Below are 22,172 nucleotides of genomic sequence, written 5' to 3'. Positions count from 1 at the left end.
GGGCCGGAGGAGCGAGCGGGGTTCAGATTCTGATCAGAGACCGACGAGCTTGTAAAGACCGCCGACTTCCTGGCGGTTCAGCACGCGCATCGAACCGGGGCGCTGGTTCCCGAGGGAGACGCCGCCGACAGCGACGCGGACCAGCGACTGCACCGGGAAACCGGCGGTCTCCATGAGGCGGCGGACGATGTGCTTGCGGCCTTCGTGCAGCACGATCTCGACCAGCGCCTTGCCGGGAACGGAGCTGATGAGCTTGAAGGAGTCGACCTTGGCCGGCCCGTCCTCGAGCTCGATGCCCTCTTTGAGCTTCTTGTTGAGGCCCTTCTCGAGAGGCCCTGGGACCTCGGCGAGGTAGGTCTTCTTGACGTTGTAGCTCGGGTGCATCAGCCGGTGCGCGAGCTCGCCGTCGTTCGTGAGCAGCAGCAGGCCCTCGGTCTCGGCGTCGAGGCGGCCGACGTGGAACAGCCGCTCCTTGCGGCTGCGCACCAGGTCGCCGACGCACGGGCGGCCCAGGTCGTCCTCCATCGTGGACAGCATCCCGAACGGCTTGTTCAGCGCGATCGTGACGACGTCCTCGCGGATCTGGACCCGCAGCCCGTCCACGTGCACGACGGCCGTCTCGGGGTCGATCCGGCGGCCCTGCTCGGTCACGACCTTGCCGTCGACCTGCACCCGGCCCTGCTCGATCAGCTCTTCGGAAGCGCGGCGCGAGGCGACCCCCGCCTGCGCGAGCACCTTCTGCAGGCGCACGCCCTCGTTGTCAGACATCGTCGATCGCATCCACTTCGGGCAGGAGCGGGGCGATTGGCGGCAGGTCGGCAAGTGACGACAGCCCCAACCGCTCCAGGAACAGTTCGGTCGTGCGGTACAGGATCCCACCCGTGTCGCTGTCGGTGCCCGTCTCCTCGATGAGCCCCCGTGCGACCAGGGTCCGGATCACGCCGTCCACGTTGACGCCGCGAACCGCCGCGATCCGCGCCCGAGTGACAGGCTGCCGGTAGGCGATCACCGCGAGCGTCTCGAGGGCCGCGCGGGTGAGTTTCGCGCGCTGACCGTCGAGCAGCAGCTTCTCCACGAACGGAGCGAACCGGTCCCGCGTGTAGAACCGCCAGCCGTCCCCCGCCCTGCGCAGGTCGATGCCACTGCCGGACTCGGTGTACCGAGCGGCCAGTCTACGGAGTGCCGCCTTGATTCGCTTAACCGGCTGCTCAAGTGCACTGCTGAGCTGGTCTTCCGCGATCGGGCTGTCCACCACGAGCAGCACCGACTCGAGCGCGGCCTCGAAGACCGCGTCGTCGGTGAGGTCGGGCAGGCCGCTGTCCTCGATCGCCTCCTCGGGGGCGGCGGCGAGGAGCTGGGCCTCGAGGGCGGTGGCGTCCTCGGCGTCGGCCGGGTCAGGTTCGGGCTCGGGCTCGGCTGCGGGCTCGTCCAGCACGACGGCGGCGGGAGCGGCGTCGTCGAGAGCGGCGTCGGGCTCGGCCGGCTCCTCAGGCTCAGCCTCGGACTCGCCCCCGTCGAACGCCGGCCCCGGCTTCTCGATCTCCGCCGCGTCCGGCCCCACCAGTGGCTCGCTCATCCGCCGTAGTCCTCATCCTCGTCGCCGGCGTGCACCTGCGCCTGCGCGTCGTCCAACGTCCCGCCGACCCACGTCACCTGCAGCGGCCCGAGCGGGTCCTCCTGCTCGAAGGCCAGCGACTTCTCGCGGTACAGCTCCAGCAGCGCGAGGAACCGCGCCACGATCTCCATGGTCTCGGTGCAGTCGGCGACGATCTCCGAGAACGACGCGGTGCCCTTCTCGATCAGAATCGCGCGCAGGATGTCCGCGGTCTCGCGGATCGACACGCGGTGCTGGTGGATGTGGTCGACCGACAGCGTGCGCTTCTGCTTCGGGCGGAAGGAGGTGGCCGCGATCAGCGCGAACTTGTGGGGCGTGACGCCGAGCATCACCTCGGGCAGCAGACCCTCGAAGCGCGGTTCCAGCGACACCGAGCGCGGGTAGCGCCGGAACGCGCCCCGCTCCAGTTCCGCGAACAGGGCCGCGACCTGCTTGTAGGCGCGGTACTGCAGAAGGCGGGCGAACAGCAGGTCGCGCGCTTCCAGCAGCGCCAGGTCGTCCTCGTCCTCGACGTCACCGGTGGGCAGCAGCCTGGCGGCCTTCAGGTCCAGCAGCGTGGCCGCGATGACCAGGAACTCGGTGGTCTCGTCGAGGTCCCACTTGTCGCCCATGCCGCGCAGGTGCGCGATGAAGTCGTCGGTGACCGTGTGCAGCGCCACCTCGGTCACGTCGAGCGTGTGCTGGGAGATCAGCTGCAGCAGCAGGTCGAACGGACCTTCGAAGTTCGTGAGCCTGACCTTGAACTTGCCATCGTCCGGAGCAGCAACCTCAGCAGGGGCTTCCTCGGTCACTGCTCGCGCAACCTGCGTACCAGCAACGACGCGTCACCGAGCGTCTCGAGGTCGTCGAGCACGATGGCGATCGCCTCGCGCACGACACGGCCGCGGTCGACGGCCAGCGAGTGCGAGCCGCGCAGCACGAGCCGCGCCTGCTCCAGGGCCAGCAGTTCCTCGTCGGACACGTAGACCGTGATCTTCGTGGTGTGCTTGGTGCGGCCGGAACCACGGCGCTGCTGCGGCGTGACCTCGTCCGAGGAGACCTCGGGCGCGGGCGCGGCAGAGGTCAGCCGGAACAGTTCCGCGGCCCCCGGCAGTGAAGGGCGACGGTTCACCGGGCGATCACCTCGCGAGCCAGGCCGCGGTACGCGTTGGCGCCGGCCGAGCGCGGCGCCCAGCGGGTGATCGGCTCACCGGCCACGGTGGTCTCCGGGAAGCGCACCGTGCGGTTGATGACCGAGTCGAACACGATCTCGCCGAACGCCTCCACGACACGGGCCATGACCTCGCGCGAGTGCAGCGTGCGCGGGTCGTACATCGTGGCGAGGATGCCGGTGATGTCGAGCTTGGGGTTCAAGCGTTCCTTGACCTTCTCGATGGTGTCGATGAGCAGCGCCACCCCGCGCAGCGAGAAGAACTCGCACTCCAGCGGGATCAGCACACCGTCCGCGGCCGCGAGGGCGTTCACCGTGAGCAGGCCGAGGGAGGGCTGACAGTCGACCAGCACGTAGTCGTAGTGGTCGATGACAGGACGAAGGGTGCGCACGAGCGTGTGCTCGCGGCCGACCTCGGACACGAGCTGGATCTCGGCCGCCGACAGGTCGATGTTGCTCGGCAGCAGGTCCATGTCGTCGATCATGGTCTTGCGGATGACGTCGGGAACGGCGGTGTCGTTCTCCATGATGACGTTGTAGATCGTGGTTTCCAGCTGGTGCGGGTGCACGCCGAGGCCCACCGAGAGCGCGCCCTGCGGGTCGAAGTCGACGAGCAGCACCCGCCGGCCGTACTCGGCCAGCGCCGCGCCCAGGTTGATGGTCGTCGTCGTCTTGCCGACGCCGCCCTTCTGGTTGCACACCGCGAGGATCTTCGCCGGGCCGTGGCGCAGCAGTTGCGGCGGATCCGGGATGTGGCGGCGCGTGCGGCCGGTCGGGCCGATGCCGTCGATCTGCTCGTGAGCGACGTCGTCCACCGGTGCGGCGTGCGGAGCCATGTTCAGATCGGCACGGGGCGCGAAAACGTGCTCCGGTGTCGACATGGCTGGCGTTCCCTCACTGGTCGTAGTCGTCTCTCCGGGCGCAGCCTAGGCCGCACCCGTGCGAGCGGCAACGCGCCTCGCCGGGCTTGTCAAGACTTGATTAGACAGTGACATCCGTTCGTGTTCGCCGATCGGCGGCCGAGAGCACCACGTCCAGCAGGCCTGGGAACAGATGGTCCAGGTCATCGCGGCGCAGTGACACCCACCGTTGATTGCCGCGGCATCGTGTTCGTGTGATGCCCGCTTCGCGTAATACCCGCAGATGCTGAGAAAGGGTCGACTTCGCTACGTCGACCTCGAAAGCCCCGCACAGCCTCTCGCCGCTCGACTGGATCTGGCGCACGACCGCGAGCCTTGTCGGGTCACTCAGCGCGTGCAGCACGGCGGCTAGATCAATGGCCTGTGGGGACGGCTCGTCCAAGTTCGGCACCTGCCCACCGTACCCGTGGAAGCCTCATGTTCCAGTGGCTCGAGGGTGTGCAGTTGCGTAGACCTCCCTCAAAGTCGTAACGGTTACCAGTGTGTACACCTGAGTGGTCGTAACCGATGCGTGCCCAAGGAGTTCTTGCACCACCCGAACGTCAGCACCCCCTTCGAGCAGATGGGTGGCAAACGAATGCCGCAACGTGTGAGGGGACACCACAGCCGTGATTCCGGCTTGCTCCGCAGCGGTCTTCAGAACGGTCCACGCACTCTGCCGGGAGAGCCTTCCGCCACGTGCATTCAAGAACAATGCAGGTGTGCCACGCCCCTTCGCCGCCAACGCGGGACGTGCCCGAACCAGGTAGGCGTCGACCGCCGCCAACGCCGGCCGCCCGACCGGAACCAGCCGCTGTTTCCCTCCTTTCCCGTCCAGCAGCACCGTCCGCTCGAAAGCGTCGATGTCGTCCACGTCCAGCCCGACCACCTCGGAAATTCGCGCTCCCGTCGAGTACAGCAGCTCCAGAAGCGCTTTGTCCCTGAGGTTTCCCACAGTTTCCAGGAGGGTGAGAACCTCATTGATCGGTAAAGCTTTCGGCAGCCGCTTCGGCGGCGACGGCGGATGCACGGCCCGTGCAACGTCTTGCGGCACAACGCCTTCACGGTGTGCGAAGCGGTGCAACCCGCGCACGGCAACCAACGTCCGTGCGGCAGAAGACGCCGCGAGCCCGCTCTCGCGCAGCACGGCGAGGAACTCACTCACCTGGATCTCCGTCACCGCGCCCAAATCCGTGACACCCAGGGACTCCAGGTGTTCGGTGTAGCGGCGCAGGTCACGGGTGTAGGAGTCGAGCGTGTTGCGGGCGGTGCCGCGTTCCACGGCGAGGTGGTCGAGATAGGTCGCCACCAACTCAGCAATCACGCGAGCCCTTCCAACAGGATCTTCCCGTCACGCGCGTTGACGCCCTTGGCCAAAGCCGGATCCGACGCCACCGCAGCTTCAAAACCCCTGTCCGCCAACGCGATGACGTACGGCAGCGTCACGTTCGTGAGCGCGTACGTCGACGTGTTCGGCACGGCACCAGGCATGTTCGCGACGCAGTAGAACACGGAATCGTGCACACGGTACGTCGGTGAGTCGTGCGTCGTCGGCCGCGTGTCCTCGAAACACCCGCCCTGATCCACCGCGATGTCCACGAGCACGCTGCCGGAGCGCATCCGCGACACCAGGTCGTTGCTGACGAGCTTCGGCGCCTTCGCGCCGGGCACCAGCACGGCCCCGACGACGAGATCCGCCCAGCGGCAGGCCTTCTCGACCTCGTAGGCGTTCGACGCGATGGTCTGCAGGTGCCCGCGGTAGGTGAAGTCGATCTGCCGCAACCGGTTGACGTTGTTGTCCAGCACGATCACCTCGGCCTGCATGCCGACGGCCATCGTCGCCGCGTTCATCCCCGCCACACCCGCGCCGATCACCGCGACCTTGCCCGCGGCGACGCCGGGAGCACCGCCCAGCAGCACACCGCGCCCGCCCTGGGCCCGTTCCAGGCAGTGCGCGCCGACCTGGGCGGCCATCCGCCCGGCGATCTCGCTCATCGGCGCCAGCAACGGCAACGACCCGTCCGCGAGCTGCACGGTCTCGTAGGCGATGGCCGTGATGCCGGACGCCGCGATCGCCTCGGTGCACGACGGCGACGCCGCCAGGTGCAGGTAGGTGAACAGCACCTGGTCGCGGCGCATGCGGTGGTACTCGGGCTCGATCGGCTCCTTGACCTTCAGGACCAGGTCCGCGGAACCCCACACCTCGTCCGCGGAAGCGGCGATCCGCGCACCGGCGGCCACGTACTCGTGGTCGGGGAACGACGAGCCCGCACCGGCGTCGCGCTCGACGACGACGGAGTGCCCGCGACGGACCAGCTCGACCACTCCGGCCGGTGTGATCGCGACGCGGTACTCGTGGTTCTTGATCTCCTTTGGGACACCGACCAGCATCGTCGCAGCGTATTCCCGATATCGATCTGCTGCATCGGATAACGTGGTCAGCCGTGTCAGAAGCATTCGGGCCTGAGCAGCAGCGCATCGGCAACCAGCAGCGCGAAGAGGCGATCACCGCGCTCAACGACCACTTCGCGATGGCGCGGCTCGACATCGGCGAGTACCAGGAACGCGTGAACCGCGCGTCCGGCGCGCAGAGTTACGTCGAGCTCGCGGAGCTGTTCCGCGACCTGCCGCAGCCCCACCCGCCGTTCCTCGCGCCGCCCTCGGTGCCGTTCACCGCCGTGCCCCCGCCGCCGCCCGGCTACGCGCCGCAGCACACCCAGGCGTACTACCCGCCGCCCACCGGCCCGCAGCCGCAGTACGCGGTTCCGCCGCCCACCGGCCCGCAGTACGCGGTCCCGCCGCCCGGCATGGTTCCCCACGGCGTGGGTTACGACCCCGGCGCCCCGTGGGGCCGCGACCCGTACACGGGCGTGCCGTACTCGGAGAAGTCGAAGATCGCCGCGGGCCTGCTCCAGCTGTTCCTCGGCAACTTCGGCATCGGCCGGTTCTACATGGGGGACACCGGAATCGCGGTCGCCCAACTGCTGACGTGCGGTGGCTGCGGCATCTGGTCGCTGATCGACGGCGTGCTCATCCTGATCAACGGTGGCACCGACGCGGAAGGACGCCCGCTGAAGGGCTAGACACCGGCGAGGTTGCGGCCCACGCCCCACACGAGCATGACGGCGAGAGCGGCGAATCCGACCGATGCCGGCACCGGTCGCCGTTCTCCCTTCCAGCGGCTCACCGTCCAGCGCGTGAAGAGCCAGGCCATCAGCGGCACACCGAGCACGAGCAGCACGGCGTTGAAATGCCACGCGGCCACCACGTCGCCGTGCAGCAGTGCGTGCGCCATGCGCGTGATCCCGCATCCAGGGCAGTCGAGCCCGGTGAGCGCCTTGAAGGGGCACTTGGGCAACAGGTTGCCCGGCTGGTTCGGGTCGACGAACAGCAAAAGCACGGCACCCGCGGCGCCGGCCGCGAGCACGCTGAGGGGTCCTCTCATCCGTGAGAGAGAACCCTTCAGCGTCTGCATCAGCCCAACTTACTTCCTGCGCGCGGCGAACCGGGTCGGCTTGTCGCGAAACGGTGCGTCGGCCGGACGCGGCTCCGCCCGCCCCGCCAGCACCTCACGCGCCGCGAGCAGCCCGGCGACCGCCGACGAGTTCACGATCTCGCCCGAGAGCACCATCCGCACGGCCTCGTCGAGCGGGAAGCGGTGGATCTCCAGATCCGCCTCCTCCTCGCCCTGCACGTCACGGTCCACTTCGGACAGTTCGCGTGCCAGGAACACCCGCACGACCTCGTCGGTGAACCCGGGAGACGCGGCCGTGTCGACCAGCGCGTCCCAGCGCGCGGCGTCGAGCCCGACCTCCTCGGCCAGCTCACGGCGGGCGCCGACGACGGGCTCCTCGCCGTCGTGGTCGAGCAGTCCGGCCGGCAGTTCCCAGAGGTGCCTGCCCAGCGCGTGCCGGTACTGGTGGATCAGCACGACCTCACCGGCGTCGTCCACGGCCACGACCGCGACGGCGCCCATGTGCTCGACGATCTCGCGCTTGGCCGTGCCGCCACCGGGCATCTCGACCTCGTCGACCCGCAGCGCGACGACCCGTCCGACGTGCACGTCCTCGCTGGAGACCGTCCGGAAGTCGTGCCGGGTCACTTGCCGGCCCCCGCGGTCAGGGGGAGGCGGTCGGCCACCCGGTAGTCGATCGCGGCCTTCACGAACGCCGCGAACAGCGGGTGCGGCTTCGTGGGACGCGACTTGAGCTCCGGGTGCGCCTGCGTGGCCGCGTAGAACGGGTGCACGTCCGCCGGCAGCTCGACGAACTCGACCAGGCGGCCGTCCGGCGACAGGCCGGAGAACACCAGGCCGGCGTCGGCGAGCTTGCCCCGGTACGCGTTGTTGACCTCATAACGGTGACGGTGCCGCTCGGACACCTCGGTCGCGCCGTACGCCTGAGCGACGACCGACCCCGGCGTGAGCTTGGCGGTGTACGCGCCGAGGCGCATCGTGCCGCCCATGTCGCGCTGACCGGCCACGACGTCCTGCTGGTCGGCCATCGTGGAGATGACCGGCGTGCCGCCCTCTTCGAACTCGCTGGAGTTCGCGTCCTCGATGCCCGCGAGGTTCCGCGCGGCCTCGATCACCATGCACTGCAGGCCGAGGCACAGGCCCAGCGTCGGCACACCGCGCGTGCGGGTGTACTTCAGCGCGCCGACCTTGCCCTCGATGCCGCGCACGCCGAACCCACCGGGGATCAGCACCGCGTCCATGCCGGACAACGCCCGTGCCGCGCCCTCTGGCGTCTGGCACTCGTCCGACGGCACCCACTTGATCTCGACCTTGGCGTGGTGCGCGAAACCGCCCGCACGCAGCGCCTCGGTGACCGAGAGGTAGGCGTCGGGCAGGTCGACGTACTTGCCGACGAGCGCGATCTTCACCGTCTCCGACGGGTTGTGCACCCGCTCCAGCAGGTCGCCCCACACCGTCCAGTCGACGTCGCGGAACGGCAGGTCGAGGCGGCGCACGACGTAGGCGTCGAGGCCCTCGGCGTGCAGGACCTTCGGGATGTCGTAGATCGACGGCGCGTCCACGGCCGCGACGACGGCGTCGGTGTCGACGTCGCACATCAGGGCGATCTTGCGCTTCAGCGCGTCCGGGATCTCCCGGTCCGCGCGGCACACGATCGCGTCCGGCTGGATGCCGATGTTCCGCAACGCGGCGACGGAGTGCTGCGTCGGCTTGGTCTTCAGCTCGCCGCTGGGCGCCAGGTACGGCACCAGGCTGACGTGCAGGAAGAAGACGTTGTCGCGGCCGACGTCGTGCCGGACCTGGCGGGCCGCCTCGAGGAACGGCAGCGACTCGATGTCACCGACCGTGCCGCCGACCTCGGTGATGACCACGTCCGGAGTGACGCCGTCGGCGTCCGGCTCGGCCATCGCCCTGATACGGCGCTTGATCTCGTCGGTGATGTGCGGGATGACCTGGACCGTGTCGCCCAGGTACTCACCCCGCCGCTCCTTGGCGATCACCTCGGAGTACACCTGACCGGTGGTGACGTTGGCGTCGCCGCTCAGGTCCCGCGACAGGAACCGCTCGTAGTGGCCGATGTCGAGGTCCGTCTCCGCACCGTCGTCGGTCACGAAGACCTCGCCGTGCTGGAACGGGTTCATCGTGCCCGGGTCCACGTTCAGGTACGGGTCGAGCTTCTGCATCGTTACCCGCAGGCCGCGCGAGGTGAGCAACTGGCCGAGACTGGAGGCAGTGAGCCCCTTGCCCAGGGAGGAGGCGACGCCCCCTGTGACGAAGACGTGCTTGGTCGTACGTGCCTGCTGCACCAACGGGGCTCCCGTGAAAATCGTGGGGGCCGAATCCCCCTATCCACGGGCCATAACGCTAACACGCCGCCGGTCACTCAGCGCACCACGACCCGGCAGATCACATCACCCGATCGGCGCAGCGAGGGGTTTTCCCGAACTCCCACGGCACGCGCCGGGATCAGGAATCGTTGTCACGTGACCTTCGACGTGGCGGGGAGCGCCGCACGAGCCATGCACGACCGCTCGGCGGCGTGGCGTTTCATCGAGGGTTTCGCGGCCGAGTGGGCCGAGCCGCTGGAACCGCAGGACGGCTGGAACCGGTCGGATCTCGCCGCCACCGAGGAGCAGCTGCTCGTCCGGCTGCCCGAGGCGGTGAAGGAGGCACTGGCGCTGTTCGGCAAGCGTCCCGACCTGACCAGCAACCAGGACCGCCTGCTGACGCCGTCCGAACTGCGCGTGGTCGACGACGTCCTGGTGTTCCGCGACGAGAACCAGTGGGTCGCGGCCTGGGGCACCACGCTGGACGGCGACGACCCGGAGGTCCGGATCAAGCTCGACCTCGTGGACAGGGCCGAGGAGCGCTGGGACGCGTGGCTGCCCCGGTTCTCGCTGGCGTGCGTGGAGATGGTGCTGTCCGAGGCGCTGTTCCGCGACGGGGCCGACACAGCGGACAGGGAGACGTCCGAGGCGGACGTCTCCCTGCTCGAAGATCACTTCGCACTGCTGCCGCTGCACAGTCCCGGCACCCGCTGGTTCGCCGCGGACGACCTGATCGTCCGCGAGGACGACCGCCAGTGGCTGTGGGCCCGCGCCCGCACGCCGGACGCGCTGGACCAGCTCCTGAAGGCCCTGCCCGGCGAGTGGACGACCGAGCACTGAGTTTCTAGCCGGCTGTGCCGGGTGAGGACGCCTCCGCGTTGCCCGCCACGCCGTAACGGCCGGAGCGGCCCTCCAGCTGTTCGCGCAACGCCATCACCACGACGACCTGGCCCGCCGGGGTGTCGGAGTTGTCCACCGTGGACAGGATCGACGTCGCCGCGGTGTCCGCGCGGACCACGCCGATGGCGCCCGTGCCGTTCGCGGAACCGTTCGCGCCGGCCAGCACGACACCCGCGCCGGCCCGGTCGAGCTGGGTGGCGAAGCGCGCGACGGTCGCCGCCCGGTCCGCGGCCGAGTCACCGATCGCGGCGCCACCGGTCAGCACGATCGCGAGCTGTGCGGGCTTCACGCCCGAGGTCGCCTTCACGAACCCCGCGTTCGTCAGCCCGGCGAGCGCGGACGCCGTCTCGTCGGCCGTGGCCTGCGGCTCGTTGCTGGACGGGTTGAGCAGCAGCAACGTCCCGAACAGACCGCCCGCGCGGGTGCCGGGGTCCGCGGCCGTGGGCAGCTGCGAGCCTGCGGGCTGCAGCCGTGCCACGAGATCGCGCAGCTGATCGCCGCGCGACGGGTCGGCGAACGCGTCGGTCAGCTGGATCTCGCCGGTGACGGTGGCGCTCGCGGACTTCAGCAGCCCGGCGAGAGCGTCCCGATCGGACGGACGGGCGTCCGACGTGGTCACGATGACGACCGTGCGTTCGGTGAGCCGGTCCTTGACCGCCAGCGGGCCGACGGACGCGGCGAACTTGTCCGCCTCGGTCAGCTTGGCGTTCAACGCGTTGCGGTCGTTCTGCAGGTCGTTCACCTGCTGTGCCAACGAGTTCTTCTCGTCGCTCAGCCCGGAGAGCAGCCTTCCGCTGATCGCGGTCGACCCCAGCACGACACCGACCGCCAGCGCGAGGAACACGGCGGTGATCGAAACTATGTGGTAGCGCAGCGTGATCACGAGAGGAACCCCTTGAACCAGTTGACGACGGATTGCCAGCCGTCGACCACGATGTCGACGTAGACGTGACCGACGCCGGACACCGCGAGGGCCGCCGCCATGGCAGCGATCGCGGCGGTCACCAGCAGGACGATCACGCCCAGCGAGACCCGGCTGCGGTGCAACGTCGCGACGGCCTCCCCGTCGACGAGCTTGCTGCCGAGCTTGAGCCGGGTGAGGAACGTGGAGGGGTTGGAACCGGAGTGCCCGCGGTCGAGGAACTCGCGCAACGTCGCGCGCAGCCCCACCGTCACCACCAGGGACGCCCCGTGCGCCTCGGCGAGCAGCAACGCGAGGTCCTCCGCGTTGCCCGACGCCGGGAACGTCACCGCGCCGATGCCGAGGTCCTGGATCCGTTGCAGGCCGGGCGCGTGGCCGTCGGTCTGCGCGGGCACGACCACCTCGGACGCCGCGCGCAGTGACGCGGTGCCGATGCCGTCGGGGTCGCCGACGATGATGTCCGGCTTGAGCCCGGCGTCGTACAGCGTGTCCGCGCCGGTGTCGACGCCGATCAGCACCGGCCGGTACTCGCGGATGTACTTGCGGAGCTTGCGCAGTTCCTCCGCGTGCGACGGGCCGCCCGCGACGACGAGCACCTGCCGGTCGCGCATCGGCACGTACACCTCCGGCACGCCGACGCCGTCGAGCACCAGCGCGCGTTCGCGGCGGAGGAACTCGATGGTGTTGGCGGAGAACGCTTCCAGCTGAGCCGACATGCCGGCCTTCGCCTCGATCATCGCGTCGGCGATGCTTTCGGCGTTCTGCTCGATCCCTGTGGCGAGCTCACGTTCTCCGGCGTACACGACTCCTTCGTGCAGCCGGATCTTCGTGCCTTCCTTGATCTCCCGCAGCGCGACGGCGCCGACGTTGTCGATCAGCGGAATGCCCGCCTCGATCAGCAGTTCCGGCCCGAGGTTGGGAAACCGCCCGGAAATCGACGGTGACGCGTTCACGACACCGACGACCTCGGCCGAGACGAGCGCTTCGACGGTCCGCCGATCGAGGTCGACGAGGTCCATCACAGCGATGTCACCGGCACTGACGCGCCGCACCAGGTCGCTCGCGCGCCGATCAACCCGCGCGACGCCCGTGACACCGGGAAGTTCGTGGTTGGTGCGGCTCAGCAGCCCGGAAAGCTTCATGAGCCGATAGTGACTCACGGTGCGCACGCGACAGGTGAGGCACGCCGGGCATTTCTCGCTGGTCAGTCGTCGGGGTGAACTACTACGGCTCCAAACGCGAGAACCACTGCACTTATGAGCACCCAAATACCGTTGCCGAACCCGGCTTCCAGCGCCGGATCGATGGCGATGTTGCCCTCCTGGTGAAAGCTGATCGCGTTCAGCAAATACACGAACAACATTCCGGTGACGCCCGCCAGCCCCACCGCTCCGGCAAAGGCGACTTTCCGCCACCGAACACCCGCCAGCACCACTGCGGCCATCACCACGATCGGGATACCGAACAACGGTGCGTGCTCATCCGCGGTGCCACCGAAGTGCGTGCTCCACCCACTGGTGACGTAGGCGGTCTGCGGCTGCCCGGGAGCAAGCCGGATCAGCAGCTCGGAGAACGGCAGGAACGTGGCCCCGGCCGCGGCCACCGCGGCAAGCCCGAGCAGCACGACGCCAAGGATCTTCCTCACGCCGCCTCCCGTTGTGCCGCAACAGCTCCCACGAGCCCGACCAACGTCCCCACGACGAGGAAAACCAGCCCGAACCCGACCGCGAAGTCCCCCTGCTGCTCGATCGCGTGCCCGCGTTCGGACACCACGAGCGCTGAGACGACCCCCACCGCACCCAGCTGCCCGGCAGCCCCGGCCAGCGCCGCGCGGTTGATCCAGATCCCGGCCACGAGCAACGCGACCGTCACCACGACAGGCACGCCGTACCAGGGCGAGAGCTCCCCGGCGGGCCAGTCGCCTGGCTTGTTGAGAACCTCGGTCCCCCAGGCCCGCACCACGACCTCAACGCCACCGGCGTACGCCGTCGAGTACCACGGCAACACCATCGCCGTAGCGCTCAGCACCACTCCGGCCGCGATCAACGCGATCGCCGTAGGTCTCCCGATCACCGGGTCTCCCGCTCGTCGTCGTCAGGAATCGCAATCCCGAAGGGAGGCGTGTCGTCGTCGCTGTCGAGCTGGTGCACGACCACCCCGTCCCCTTCGTCCTCGTCGTCCACCACCGGCTCGGGACTCCTCCGCTGGGCGAGCACCGCGCCCACGAGCCCGACGACGGCCGCGACCAGCAGGAGGTAGAAGCCGTCGTGGTAGAGCAGTTCGTCCTTGCCGGCACCGCGCGGCGGCTCGGAGTCGATGAGCTCTTTCAGTTCCCGCAACTGGAACACGTAGAGGAACAGGATCCCGGCCAGCACCCCGGCCCCGGCCATGGCCAGCGGCCGTCCGGCGAACGCGGTCTCCTGACGCGCCAGCAGCACCACGGCGACCGCCATCATGATCGCCGCGACCACCACTGGCCACCCGGCGGCGAAGAGCGCGGTCTGTTCGACCGCCTCGTTCTGCGGGTTCGACGTGGTGACCCACAGGGTCGAGGTGGAGCGCAGATCGGTCCCGAACCCCTTGTAGACCGTGCTGAAGACGTCCTGGATCGACCCGATCACCGCCAGCACGGCCCCGAGCGCCAGCAGCACCCACGCGATCTTGCGACGCTCAATCACTCTTGGGCTCCACGATCACCGGATACCCGTACGGCGGTGTGTCGGTGTCGTCCGCCTCGTCGTCGATCTGATGGATCACAGCCCCTTCACCGGCAGCGTCCCCTGGCACGGCCCGAGGAAGCTCCTGGTGCAGCACGGCCGCCACCACGGCCAGGCCCGCGGCCACGATCAGCATCGTGACCCCGTCTCCCTGCGCCACCTCGATGGTCGCCGGCGACTCGACCTCGGCCAGCCTGTCGATCACGCCCTGCACCCGAGTGACAGCGGACCAGGCCACCCCGGCCAGCACTCCGGCGCCGAGCAACGACCCGACCCGGACAGCGGGAACCCGAAAGGCCAGTACCGCCGCCAGCGCCATGACGAGCGCGGCCGCCACAGCGGGCTCCCCGAACTCCAGGGGTTCCAGCAACAACAGGTCGCGGAAGTCGTCCCGCTCGACCACCCACGAGGTGGCCTCGAACCGCCACGTCCGGCCGTTGGCCACGACCTGCACCGTGTAGGCGGACAAGAACGTGGCCGTCACACCCAGCCCAGCGGCAACGACCACCAGCACGGCCCCGAACACCCGGCGCGTGGTCAAAGATCCGGTAACGGTCACACCCCCATCATGCCGAAACAGGCCACACCGCGACCGCTCAGCTCAACCGCGATGACGAAGGCGGAGCCGAGGTCAGCTCTTCTTCTTGCGCCGCCGGACCACCGCCGCGGAGGACTTGTCCGCCTTGGCCGCGGCCAGCAACTCCTCGGCGTGGGCCCGGCCGGTGTCGGTGGAATCCATGCCTGCCAGCATTCGCGCCAGTTCGACGACCCGCTGCGTCTCGTCCAGCTTCCGCACGGCGGACCGCGTGAAGGTCCCGTCAGCGGACTTGTCCACCACGAGGTGCCGGTCGGCGAACGCGGCGACCTGAGGCAGGTGGGTCACCACGATCACCTGGTGCGACCGGGCAAGCCGAGCCAGCCGCCGTCCGACCTCGACCGCGGCCCGCCCGCCGACTCCGGCGTCGACCTCGTCGAACACCAGGGTGGGCACCGGATCGGAGTGCGACAGCACGACCTCCAGCGCCAGCATCACCCTGGAGAGCTCACCTCCGGAGGCCCCCTTGTGCACCGGCAACGCCGGCGCACCGGGATGCGAGATCAACCGCAGCTCGACGTCGTCCACTCCGGACGACCCGGCGTGCAGGATCGACCTGCCCACGGCCAGCGCCTGGGCGTCCCCGGCCTCAGCGTGCCGAGGCCGGACGGCCAGTTCCACCGAGGCGTGCGGCATGGCCAGCCCGTCGAGTTCCTCGGTGACGGCCTTTCCCAGCTCCAGCGCGGCCTCGACCCGGGCGGCCGTGACCTGAGCGGCCAGCGCACCCAGCTCGACGGCGAGCTCGTCCCGCCGAGTGGCCAGCGAGCTCAAGGCCTCTTCGGACGTGTCCAGCCCGCCCAGCCGGGCCCTGGCGTCAGCAGCCCAGGCGATCACACCGTCGATGTCGGCCGCGTACTTCCGGGTCAGCGCCTTCAACTCGGCCTGCCGCTGCAACACCGACTCGAGCCGGCCGGGGTCGGCCTCCAGATGATCCAGGTAGCCGGAGATCTCGGCACCGACGTCGGCCAGCAACGTCGCCGCCTCGACCAGCCGCGGCTCCATCTCCCGCAGCTTCGGGTCCTCGGAAGCCGACAACCGGCGAGCGGCCTCGGAGATCAACCCGAGCGCGCCAGGATTGTCGGGATCACCCTCCAGCGAGCCGGACACCGCGAACTGCGCGCCCTGAGCGGCCTCGCGCAGCTGGTCGGCGTCGGCAAGCCGCCGGGCCTCGTCGTGCAGCTCGACGTCCTCGCCCGGCTTCGGGTCGACGGCGTCGATCTCGCCGAGGCCGTGCCGCAGCAGGTCGGCCTCACGGGCGAGCTCACGCGAGCGCTCGGTGCGTTCCTTCAGTTCCGTGGAGACGCGCAGCCACTCCTCGCGGACGGCCTGGTACGCGCGCAGCGGCCCGCTCACGTCGTCGCTCGCGAAACGGTCCAGCACGGCGCGCTGCTCGGTCGGGCGCATGAGACGCAGCTGGTCGTTCTGGCCGTGGACGGCGATGAGCTGCTCCGCCAGTTCGGACAGGACGCCGACCGGCACGGAGCGGCCGCCGACGTGGGCACGCGAGCGGCCGTCGGCTCCGACGGTGCGGATCGCGATCAGCGACCCGTCCTCGTCGGCCTGACCGCCGACCTCTTCCGCCACCTTCGCGGCAGGGCTGCCCGCCGGAGCCTGGAAGCGGCCTTCTACCACCGCTTTGTCGGCTCCGGTACGCACCCGCGACGCCTCCGCACGGCCACCGCCGAGCAGGTGCAATCCAGTCACGACCATGGTCTTGCCCGCACCCGTCTCACCAGTCACTACGGTGAATCCGGGGTCCAGTTCAAGGGTGGCCTCGTCGATCACGCCAAGGCCATTGATGCGCATCTCGGCCAGCACAGGGCGAACCTTACTTGTCGGGTCCGACATTTCCGGATGGATCCTTGCTCTGGGGGCACCATAGCCAGCGAGTGCCGACGCGCCGAGCGGCGCGGTCAGCCTGCCGATGGTCCCCGCCATCCCTTCACCGGCAGGGCGAACTTCTCGACCAGCCGGTCCGTGAACGGCGCCTGGCGCAGCCGCACGACCTTGAGCGGTACCGCGCCTTCCACGATCTCGATCCGCGCGCCCGCGGGCAGCTCGAACGTGCGCCGCCCGTCCGCGGACAGCGCCGCCGGGTGGCCCGACGAGTCGATCTCGAACGCCACGTGCGACTTCGGCGAGACGACCAGCGGTCGTGAGAACAGCGCGTGTGCGTTGCTCGGCACCACCAGGATCGCCTGCACGTCCGGCCACACGACCGGTCCGCCGGCGGAGAACGCGTAGGCAGTCGAGCCCGTCGGCGTCGCACAGATCACGCCGTCGCAGCCGAACGCCGACACCGGCCGGCCGTCGACCTCGACGACGACGTCGAGGATGCGTTCGCGGATCAGCTTCTCGACGGTGATCTCGTTGAGCGCCCAGGTCTGCGCGACCACGTCGCCGTTGACCTTCGCGACGAGGTCGAGCGTCATGCGCTCTTCCACGAAGTAGTCGCGCTCCAGCACGTGGCCGACGGCCTCGTGCAACGCGTCCGAGTCGGCTTCCGCGAGGAACCCGACGCGGCCCAGGTTCACGCCCAGCACCGGCACCCGCGCCGGGCGGGCGAGCTCGGCGCCGCGCAGCAGCGTGCCGTCACCGCCGAGGACGAGCACCAGTTCGGTGCCCTCGGCCGCGTGGTCGTCGGCGGGCACGACCTTGGTGCAGCACGACGGGCCGAGGTCACGCGCCTCGTCGTCGAGCACCCTCGTCGTGACGCCCCCGACCGCTAGACGGCCTGCGACCTGACGGGCGAGATCGATGTTGCTCTGGTGACCGGTGTGGACGACCAGCAGGACTTCCCTCATTGGGGCCCTTCTTCGACGGCGGTGCGCACCATCTCCTCCGCAGGGACGGGTTCACCCTTGCGAAGCCAGAGGAAGTACTCGACATTCCCGGACGGGCCGGGCAACGGGCTCGCGACGACCCCGTGCACGGCCAAACCGAGTTCTGCTGCCGCCCTGGTCACGTCGAGCACGGCTCCGGCACGCAGCTCGGGCTCACGCACGACACCACCGGAGCCGAGGCGTTCCTTGCCCACCTCGAACTGCGGTTTGACCATGGGCAGCAGGTCGCCCTCCTCGTCGAGGCACGCGGCCAGTGCGGGAAGCACAAGCCTCAACGAGATAAACGAAAGATCAGCCACCACGAGTTCAACTTTGCCGCCGATGTCCTCGGGCGTAAGGGTGCGGACGTTGGTCTTGTCCTTCACCACGACCCGGTCGTCGGTCTGCAGCTTCCAGTCGAGCAGGCCCCTGCCGACGTCGGCCGCGACCACCTGACGCGCGCCTTTGCGCAGCAACACGTCGGTGAAACCGCCAGTGGACGCGCCGGCGTCGAGGCAACGCCTGCCGGTGGGGTCGATCTTGAAGCCTTCGAGCGCGCCGATGAGCTTGTGCGCGCCTCTGGAGGCCCAGTTCGGGTCGTTGCCGATGTCCTTGACGACGACCGCGTCGGAGGTCTCCACGGCGGTCGCGGGTTTCGTCGCGACGGTGCCGCGGACCTTCACGCGGCCGTCCGCGACGAGTTGGCTGGCGTGCTCACGGGACCTGGCGAGCCCCCTGCGCACGAGTTCGGCGTCGAGCCGCACCCTGCGAGGCACTGTGCATCACACCTTGTCGATGCTCGACAGTGCGTCGGTGAGCGTCGAGTGCACGGCGTCGAACCGAGCCACGTGCTCGTCGAGGGGAACGTTCTCGAGCCCGTCGAGCCTCTCCAGCGCGCCGTCGATGGCGTCAGCCGGGTTGGGCGGAGGTCCGGGCAGGGGGTAGCTCACGGTCTTACGGTAGCCGATGGAGTACCGACAGGTCCGCGCCGACATACGTGGGCCTTTGCTCAGCCGGAAGCGCTTGCGCCTCTTGCTCCGTGGACACACCTGTGAGCACGAGCAGCGAGTCCATGCCGGCGTTGACCGCGCCCAGGATGTCGGTGTCGAGCCGGTCGCCGATCACCAGCGGGCGGTTCGCGCCGAGGTCCTTCGCCGCCTGCTGGAGCAGCGGGGTGGCGGGCTTGCCGGCGACGAGCGGTTCCTGGTCGGTCGCGGTCTTCAGCGCCGCGACGAGGCTGCCGTTGCCGGGCAGGAGGCCGCGTTCGGTGGGCAGGGTGGCGTCGACGTTGCACGCCACCCACAGCGCGCCGTTGCGGATGGCCACCGCGGCCTCGGCCAGCTCACGCCAGCCGAGGTCCATGGACAGCCCTTGCAGGACCGCCACCGCGCCTTCCGCGGTGTCGGTCGGGATGAGTCCGCGCTTGAACACCTCGGCCTCGAGGGCCTTTGTGCCGAGCACGAGCACAGTGGATCGCTTCGGCAGCCGTTCGGCCAGCATGGCCGCGCCTGCCTGCGAGGAGGTGCTCACCTCGTCGACGTTCGTCTCGAACCCGAGCTCGACGAGGTGATCGGCCACCATCTGCGGTGAGCGGGAGGCGTTGTTGGTGACATAGCGGATCCCGACGCCCTTGCTTCTGGCCGCAGCAATCGCTTCTGCGGCACCCGGCACGGCCTCGGACCCTCGATAGACGGTGCCGTCGAGATCGATCAGCAACGCGTCGTACCTGTCGAGCAACGTCTCACTCACTGCTGCGGGGTCTCCTCCTGGGTCAACTCGAACGCGCGCTCGGCGGCGTCCGTCTCCCCTTCGTCGTCAGCCTCGGCGGCGTTGAGGAACCACTTGACGGCTTCCTCGATGCGACCGGCCGCGGCCAGGTTGTCGGCATAAGCGTAGAAGAGCCGCGCGGAGTAGGGATTGCGCTGCCCCGGGTCGAGGTCAGGACCCTGCAGTGCGATCACGGCAGCGTCGAGCTGGCCCATGTCGCGACGAGCGCCGGCCGCGACGATCCGCAGCTCGATCTCGTCTTCCTGGCTGAGGTCCTTGACCGCCGGGTCCTTGGCGAGGTCGATCGCCCGCTCCGGCCGGCCAAGGGCCCGCTCGCAGTCGGCCATGATCGCCAGGTGGCCCGGTCCGGTCATCATCCGGCGCGCGGCCCGCAGTTCGCTGAGCGCCTCGGCCCACTCGTCCGCGAAGTAGGCGGTGAGACCCGCCGCTTCCCGCACGACACCGACGCGAGCAGCCTTGCTCCGCGCGTACCGCGCGTGCTCCAGGGCCAGCTCCGGGTCCTCGTCGATCAGCAGCCCGGCCGCGGCCAGGTGCCGTCCGATGATCTCCGCGAGGCCCTTGGGCAGGCTGCGCAGCTCGGCCTTGATCTCCGGGTCGAGCAGCGACAGGTCGGCTTCCTCCGGCAGCTCGGGCCGTCCGCCACGGGGCGCGGGCGCCTCGTCGCGCTGCTCCGCGCTGTCGGCGTCGTCCTGCTCCGCACGGGGCTCGTCGTCCCGCTTCTCCGCGTCGACCTCGGTGTCGCTGTCAGCGGCGACCGCGGTCTCGACGACCTCGGCGCCTTCAGCGACGACCTCGGCGTCAGCGGCCGGCTCACGACCGGCAGCCGCGCGGGTGGCGGCGGCGCCGTCGCCCAGGCGGTACCCGGCGCGCTCGGCGGCCGGAGTCACCTCGGCAGACGCCTCGGCGCCGTCCTTGCCTGTGGTCTCCGGCTCCGACTGACGCCCCTGGAAGCGCGCCGCACGCTCACGGCTGCGCTCGTCACGACGGTCGTCGCGCGGCGGGGCGGAACGCTCGTCGTTGCGGTGGTCGCCGGAATCGCTCTTCCGGTAGCCGCCACGGTCGTTCGAGTCGTCCTTGCGGTAGCCACCGCGATCGCTCGAACCCTGGCCGCGGTACCCACCGCGGTCGTTCGAGTCGCTCTTGCGGTAACCGCCGCGGTCACTGGAACCCCGGTCGTCCTTGCGGAAGCCGCCGCGGTCACTGGACTCGCTCTTGCGGTAGCCACTGCGGTCGCCCGAGTCGTCCTTGCGGAAGCCGGGACGGTCGCTCGAACGCGAGCCGCCACGGTCACCGGAATCGCTCTTGCGGTAGCCACCGCGATCGCTCGACTCGCTCTTGCGGAAGCCAGGACGGTCACCCGAGTCGCTCTTGCGGTAGCCGGGGCGGTCGCTGGAGTCGTCCCTGCGGAAGCTGGGACGGTCGCCAGAGTCGCTCTTGCGGTAACCACCGCGGTCACTGGACTCGCTCTTGCCGCGGTAACCGCCGCGGTCACCCGAGTCGCTCTTGCGGAAGCTGGGACGGTCGCCGGACTCACTCTTGCGGAAGCCGCCGCGATCGCTCGACTCGCTCTTGCGGTAACCGCCGCGGTCGCCTGAATCGTCCTTGCGGAAGCTGGGACGATCGCCGGAGCGCTCGCCCCGGTAACCACCGCGGTCGCCGCCACGGTCGCTCGAACCCTGGCCGCGATAGCCGCCACGGTCGCCCGACTCGCTCTTGCGGAAGCTGGGACGGTCACCCGACTCGCTCTTGCCGCGGTAGCCGCCGCGATCGCCCGAGTCGTCCTTGCGGAAACCGGGACGGTCGCTGGACTCACTCTTGCGGAAACCGCCGCGGTCGCTGGAACCCCGGTAACCGCCACGGTCACCGGAGTCGCTCTTGCGGAACCCACCGCGCTCGCCCGAGCCGGCACGGTCGCCGGAGCGGAACCCGCCACGGTCGCTCGACTCGCTCTTGCCGCGGTAACCGCCACGGTCGCCCGAGTCGTCCTTGCGGAAGCTGGGACGGTCACCCGAGTCGCTCTTGCGGTAACCGCCGCGGTCGCCGGAATCGCTCTTGCCGCGATAGCCACCGCGGTCACCGGAGTCGTCCTTGCGGTAGCCGGGGCGGTCGCTCGAACCCTGGCCGCGATAGCCGCCACGGTCGCTGGACTCGCTCTTGCGGTAACCACCGCGGTCGCTTGAATCGCTCTTGCCGCGGTAACCGCCGCGGTCACCTGAATCGTCCTTGCGGAATCCGGGGCGGTCGCTGCGGAAACCGCTGCGCTCACCGGAACCGGAGCCCTGGCCGCGATAGCCGCCTCGGTCGCCCGAGTCGCTCTTGCCGCGGTAGCCACCACGATCGCTGGAGCCACTGCGGTCGCTCGAACGGTCGCCGCGGTAGCCACCGCGGTCGCCGGAGTCGTCCTTGCGGTAGCTGCCGCGGTCGCTGGAACCCTGGCCGCGGTAACCGCCGCGGTCACTGGAGCCGGCGCGGTTGTCTCGACGGTCGCCGCTGTTGGTGCGGTCGCCGGAGCCTTCACCGCGCTGAGAGTTGCTGCTGGAGTTGTTGCTGCTGCTGAACTTGCGGTCGCCTGATGGACGGCCACCGTCGGAATGGCGCGGTCGGTCTCCCTGGCCACGCTGACGGTCGCCGGGACGATCCCCGAACCTGGACACCAAATCCTCCTACTATGGACACGCTGAAAGGGGCCTGTGATCGAAGCACTGTAATTGTGCCCCGCGATCACAAGCCCCTTCAGGGAAGTAAAGTTCGGCGGCGACCTACTCTCCCACACCGTAACCAGTGCAGTACCATCGGCGCAGAAGGGCTTAACTACCGGGTTCGGAATGGGACCGGGTGTTTCCCCAACGCTATGACCACCGAAACACTATGGAATTCAACCTAGAACCCCGATCCAACAGACCCAGAAGGCCCGTAGCGGGTTCGATCGGTTCTGGTTGTTCTTCCAGAACCGCACAGTGGA

25 protein-coding genes and 1 rRNA gene are annotated in these 22,172 nt (G+C 69.4%); 2 read left to right on the top strand and 24 right to left on the bottom strand.

Annotated features, from left to right (window positions below; all coding sequences use genetic code 11):
* Positions 1–33: 33 nt before the first annotated feature.
* The 8 genes from OG205_RS43775 to ald all read right to left on the bottom strand — a co-directional run bounded on the left by OG205_RS43775 (position 34) and on the right by ald (position 6,055).
* Complete coding sequence (locus OG205_RS43775; RefSeq protein WP_330273629.1) at positions 34–768, bottom strand: pseudouridine synthase; 735 nt, start codon at positions 766–768, stop codon at positions 34–36.
* Positions 761–1,576, bottom strand: a complete 816-nt coding sequence (scpB, locus tag OG205_RS43770) for an SMC-Scp complex subunit ScpB (protein WP_330273628.1) — start codon at positions 1,574–1,576, stop codon at positions 761–763. Before scpB ends, OG205_RS43775 begins: the two co-directional genes overlap by 8 nt.
* Entirely contained in the window at positions 1,573–2,406 is an 834-nt protein-coding gene (locus tag OG205_RS43765; protein WP_330273627.1) for a segregation and condensation protein A, read from the bottom strand. The genes scpB and OG205_RS43765 overlap by 4 nt, the downstream gene beginning before the upstream one ends.
* Entirely contained in the window at positions 2,403–2,726 is a 324-nt protein-coding gene (locus OG205_RS43760; protein ID WP_330273626.1) for a hypothetical protein, read from the bottom strand. Before OG205_RS43760 ends, OG205_RS43765 begins: the two co-directional genes overlap by 4 nt.
* Entirely contained in the window at positions 2,723–3,646 is a 924-nt protein-coding gene (locus OG205_RS43755; protein ID WP_442916684.1) for a ParA family protein, read from the bottom strand. Before OG205_RS43755 ends, OG205_RS43760 begins: the two co-directional genes overlap by 4 nt.
* A 100-nt stretch (positions 3,647–3,746) precedes the next feature.
* Positions 3,747–4,076, bottom strand: coding sequence for an ArsR/SmtB family transcription factor (locus tag OG205_RS43750; protein WP_330273625.1), 330 nt, complete (start codon positions 4,074–4,076; stop codon positions 3,747–3,749).
* Between the two features lie 24 nt (positions 4,077–4,100).
* Complete coding sequence (gene xerD, locus OG205_RS43745; RefSeq protein WP_442916866.1) at positions 4,101–4,976, bottom strand: site-specific tyrosine recombinase XerD; 876 nt, start codon at positions 4,974–4,976, stop codon at positions 4,101–4,103.
* An 8-nt stretch (positions 4,977–4,984) separates the two neighbouring features.
* On the bottom strand, positions 4,985–6,055 hold the full coding sequence (gene ald / locus OG205_RS43740; RefSeq protein WP_330273624.1) for an alanine dehydrogenase: 1,071 nt from the start codon (positions 6,053–6,055) through the stop codon (positions 4,985–4,987).
* Between the two features lie 53 nt (positions 6,056–6,108).
* On the opposite strand from ald, the gene OG205_RS43735 reads away from it, so the two are divergent.
* Entirely contained in the window at positions 6,109–6,747 is a 639-nt protein-coding gene (locus tag OG205_RS43735; RefSeq protein WP_330273623.1) for an NINE protein, read from the top strand.
* Here the strand turns inward: OG205_RS43735 and OG205_RS43730 are convergent.
* From OG205_RS43730 to OG205_RS43720, 3 genes are read right to left on the bottom strand one after another with little or no spacing between them, the layout of a single operon-like run.
* Positions 6,744–7,109 (bottom strand): DUF2752 domain-containing protein, encoded by a 366-nt coding sequence (locus tag OG205_RS43730; protein ID WP_330273622.1) that lies wholly within the window; start codon positions 7,107–7,109, stop codon positions 6,744–6,746. The genes OG205_RS43735 and OG205_RS43730 overlap by 4 nt on opposite strands.
* Before the next feature lie 39 nt (positions 7,110–7,148).
* Positions 7,149–7,766, bottom strand: a complete 618-nt coding sequence (locus OG205_RS43725) for an NUDIX hydrolase (protein ID WP_330273621.1) — start codon at positions 7,764–7,766, stop codon at positions 7,149–7,151.
* On the bottom strand, positions 7,763–9,445 hold the full coding sequence (locus OG205_RS43720; RefSeq protein WP_442916683.1) for a CTP synthase: 1,683 nt from the start codon (positions 9,443–9,445) through the stop codon (positions 7,763–7,765). Before OG205_RS43720 ends, OG205_RS43725 begins: the two co-directional genes overlap by 4 nt.
* A gap of 177 nt (positions 9,446–9,622) precedes the next feature.
* Here OG205_RS43720 and OG205_RS43715 point away from each other — a divergent pair, with 177 nt between their 5' ends.
* Positions 9,623–10,306 (top strand): hypothetical protein, encoded by a 684-nt coding sequence (locus OG205_RS43715; protein WP_330273619.1) that lies wholly within the window; start codon positions 9,623–9,625, stop codon positions 10,304–10,306.
* 4 nt (positions 10,307–10,310) lie between these two features.
* Here the strand turns inward: OG205_RS43715 and OG205_RS43710 are convergent, their stop codons facing one another.
* The 13 genes from OG205_RS43710 to rrf all read right to left on the bottom strand — a co-directional run bounded on the left by OG205_RS43710 (position 10,311) and on the right by rrf (position 22,073).
* A complete protein-coding gene (locus OG205_RS43710; protein ID WP_330273618.1) occupies positions 10,311–11,249 on the bottom strand; it encodes a copper transporter in 939 nt (312 codons plus the stop codon).
* Positions 11,246–12,430, bottom strand: a complete 1,185-nt coding sequence (gene steA, locus OG205_RS43705) for a putative cytokinetic ring protein SteA (RefSeq protein ID WP_330273617.1) — start codon at positions 12,428–12,430, stop codon at positions 11,246–11,248. Before steA ends, OG205_RS43710 begins: the two co-directional genes overlap by 4 nt.
* 62 nt (positions 12,431–12,492) lie before the next feature.
* Positions 12,493–12,933, bottom strand: coding sequence for a hypothetical protein (locus tag OG205_RS43700; RefSeq protein WP_330273616.1), 441 nt, complete (start codon positions 12,931–12,933; stop codon positions 12,493–12,495).
* Complete coding sequence (locus OG205_RS43695; RefSeq protein ID WP_330273615.1) at positions 12,930–13,361, bottom strand: hypothetical protein; 432 nt, start codon at positions 13,359–13,361, stop codon at positions 12,930–12,932. The genes OG205_RS43700 and OG205_RS43695 overlap by 4 nt, the downstream gene beginning before the upstream one ends.
* Positions 13,358–13,966, bottom strand: a complete 609-nt coding sequence (locus OG205_RS43690; protein ID WP_330273614.1) for a hypothetical protein — start codon at positions 13,964–13,966, stop codon at positions 13,358–13,360. Before OG205_RS43690 ends, OG205_RS43695 begins: the two co-directional genes overlap by 4 nt.
* Complete coding sequence (locus OG205_RS43685) at positions 13,959–14,564, bottom strand: hypothetical protein (RefSeq protein WP_330273613.1); 606 nt, start codon at positions 14,562–14,564, stop codon at positions 13,959–13,961. The genes OG205_RS43690 and OG205_RS43685 overlap by 8 nt, the downstream gene beginning before the upstream one ends.
* 72 nt (positions 14,565–14,636) lie before the next feature.
* Positions 14,637–16,418 carry a DNA repair protein RecN gene (gene recN / locus OG205_RS43680; RefSeq protein WP_330273612.1) on the bottom strand — a complete coding sequence of 594 codons (1,782 nt, stop codon included), beginning with the start codon at positions 16,416–16,418 and terminating at the stop codon, positions 14,637–14,639.
* Between the two features lie 95 nt (positions 16,419–16,513).
* Entirely contained in the window at positions 16,514–17,404 is an 891-nt protein-coding gene (locus OG205_RS43675; protein ID WP_093604897.1) for an NAD kinase, read from the bottom strand.
* Positions 17,401–18,198 (bottom strand): TlyA family RNA methyltransferase, encoded by a 798-nt coding sequence (locus OG205_RS43670; protein WP_330273611.1) that lies wholly within the window; start codon positions 18,196–18,198, stop codon positions 17,401–17,403. The genes OG205_RS43675 and OG205_RS43670 overlap by 4 nt, the downstream gene beginning before the upstream one ends.
* 6 nt (positions 18,199–18,204) lie before the next feature.
* On the bottom strand, positions 18,205–18,372 hold the full coding sequence (locus OG205_RS43665) for a hypothetical protein (protein WP_382428719.1): 168 nt from the start codon (positions 18,370–18,372) through the stop codon (positions 18,205–18,207).
* Positions 18,373–18,376: 4 nt separating this feature from the next.
* Entirely contained in the window at positions 18,377–19,171 is a 795-nt protein-coding gene (locus OG205_RS43660) for an HAD-IIA family hydrolase (protein WP_330273610.1), read from the bottom strand.
* Complete coding sequence (locus tag OG205_RS43655; protein WP_330273609.1) at positions 19,168–21,864, bottom strand: hypothetical protein; 2,697 nt, start codon at positions 21,862–21,864, stop codon at positions 19,168–19,170. Before OG205_RS43655 ends, OG205_RS43660 begins: the two co-directional genes overlap by 4 nt.
* 92 nt (positions 21,865–21,956) lie before the next feature.
* Positions 21,957–22,073: ribosomal RNA gene (gene rrf, locus OG205_RS43650) — 5S ribosomal RNA — on the bottom strand.
* Between the last annotated feature and the right edge of the window lie 99 nt (positions 22,074–22,172).

Origin of the sequence: Lentzea sp. NBC_00516, from assembly GCF_036346835.1 — a bacterium.
GTDB classification, from domain to species: domain Bacteria; phylum Actinomycetota; class Actinomycetes; order Mycobacteriales; family Pseudonocardiaceae; genus Lentzea; species Lentzea sokolovensis.
Note: the sequence above shows the minus strand (reverse complement) of the source record. Positions and strands in the feature narration are given on the sequence as shown.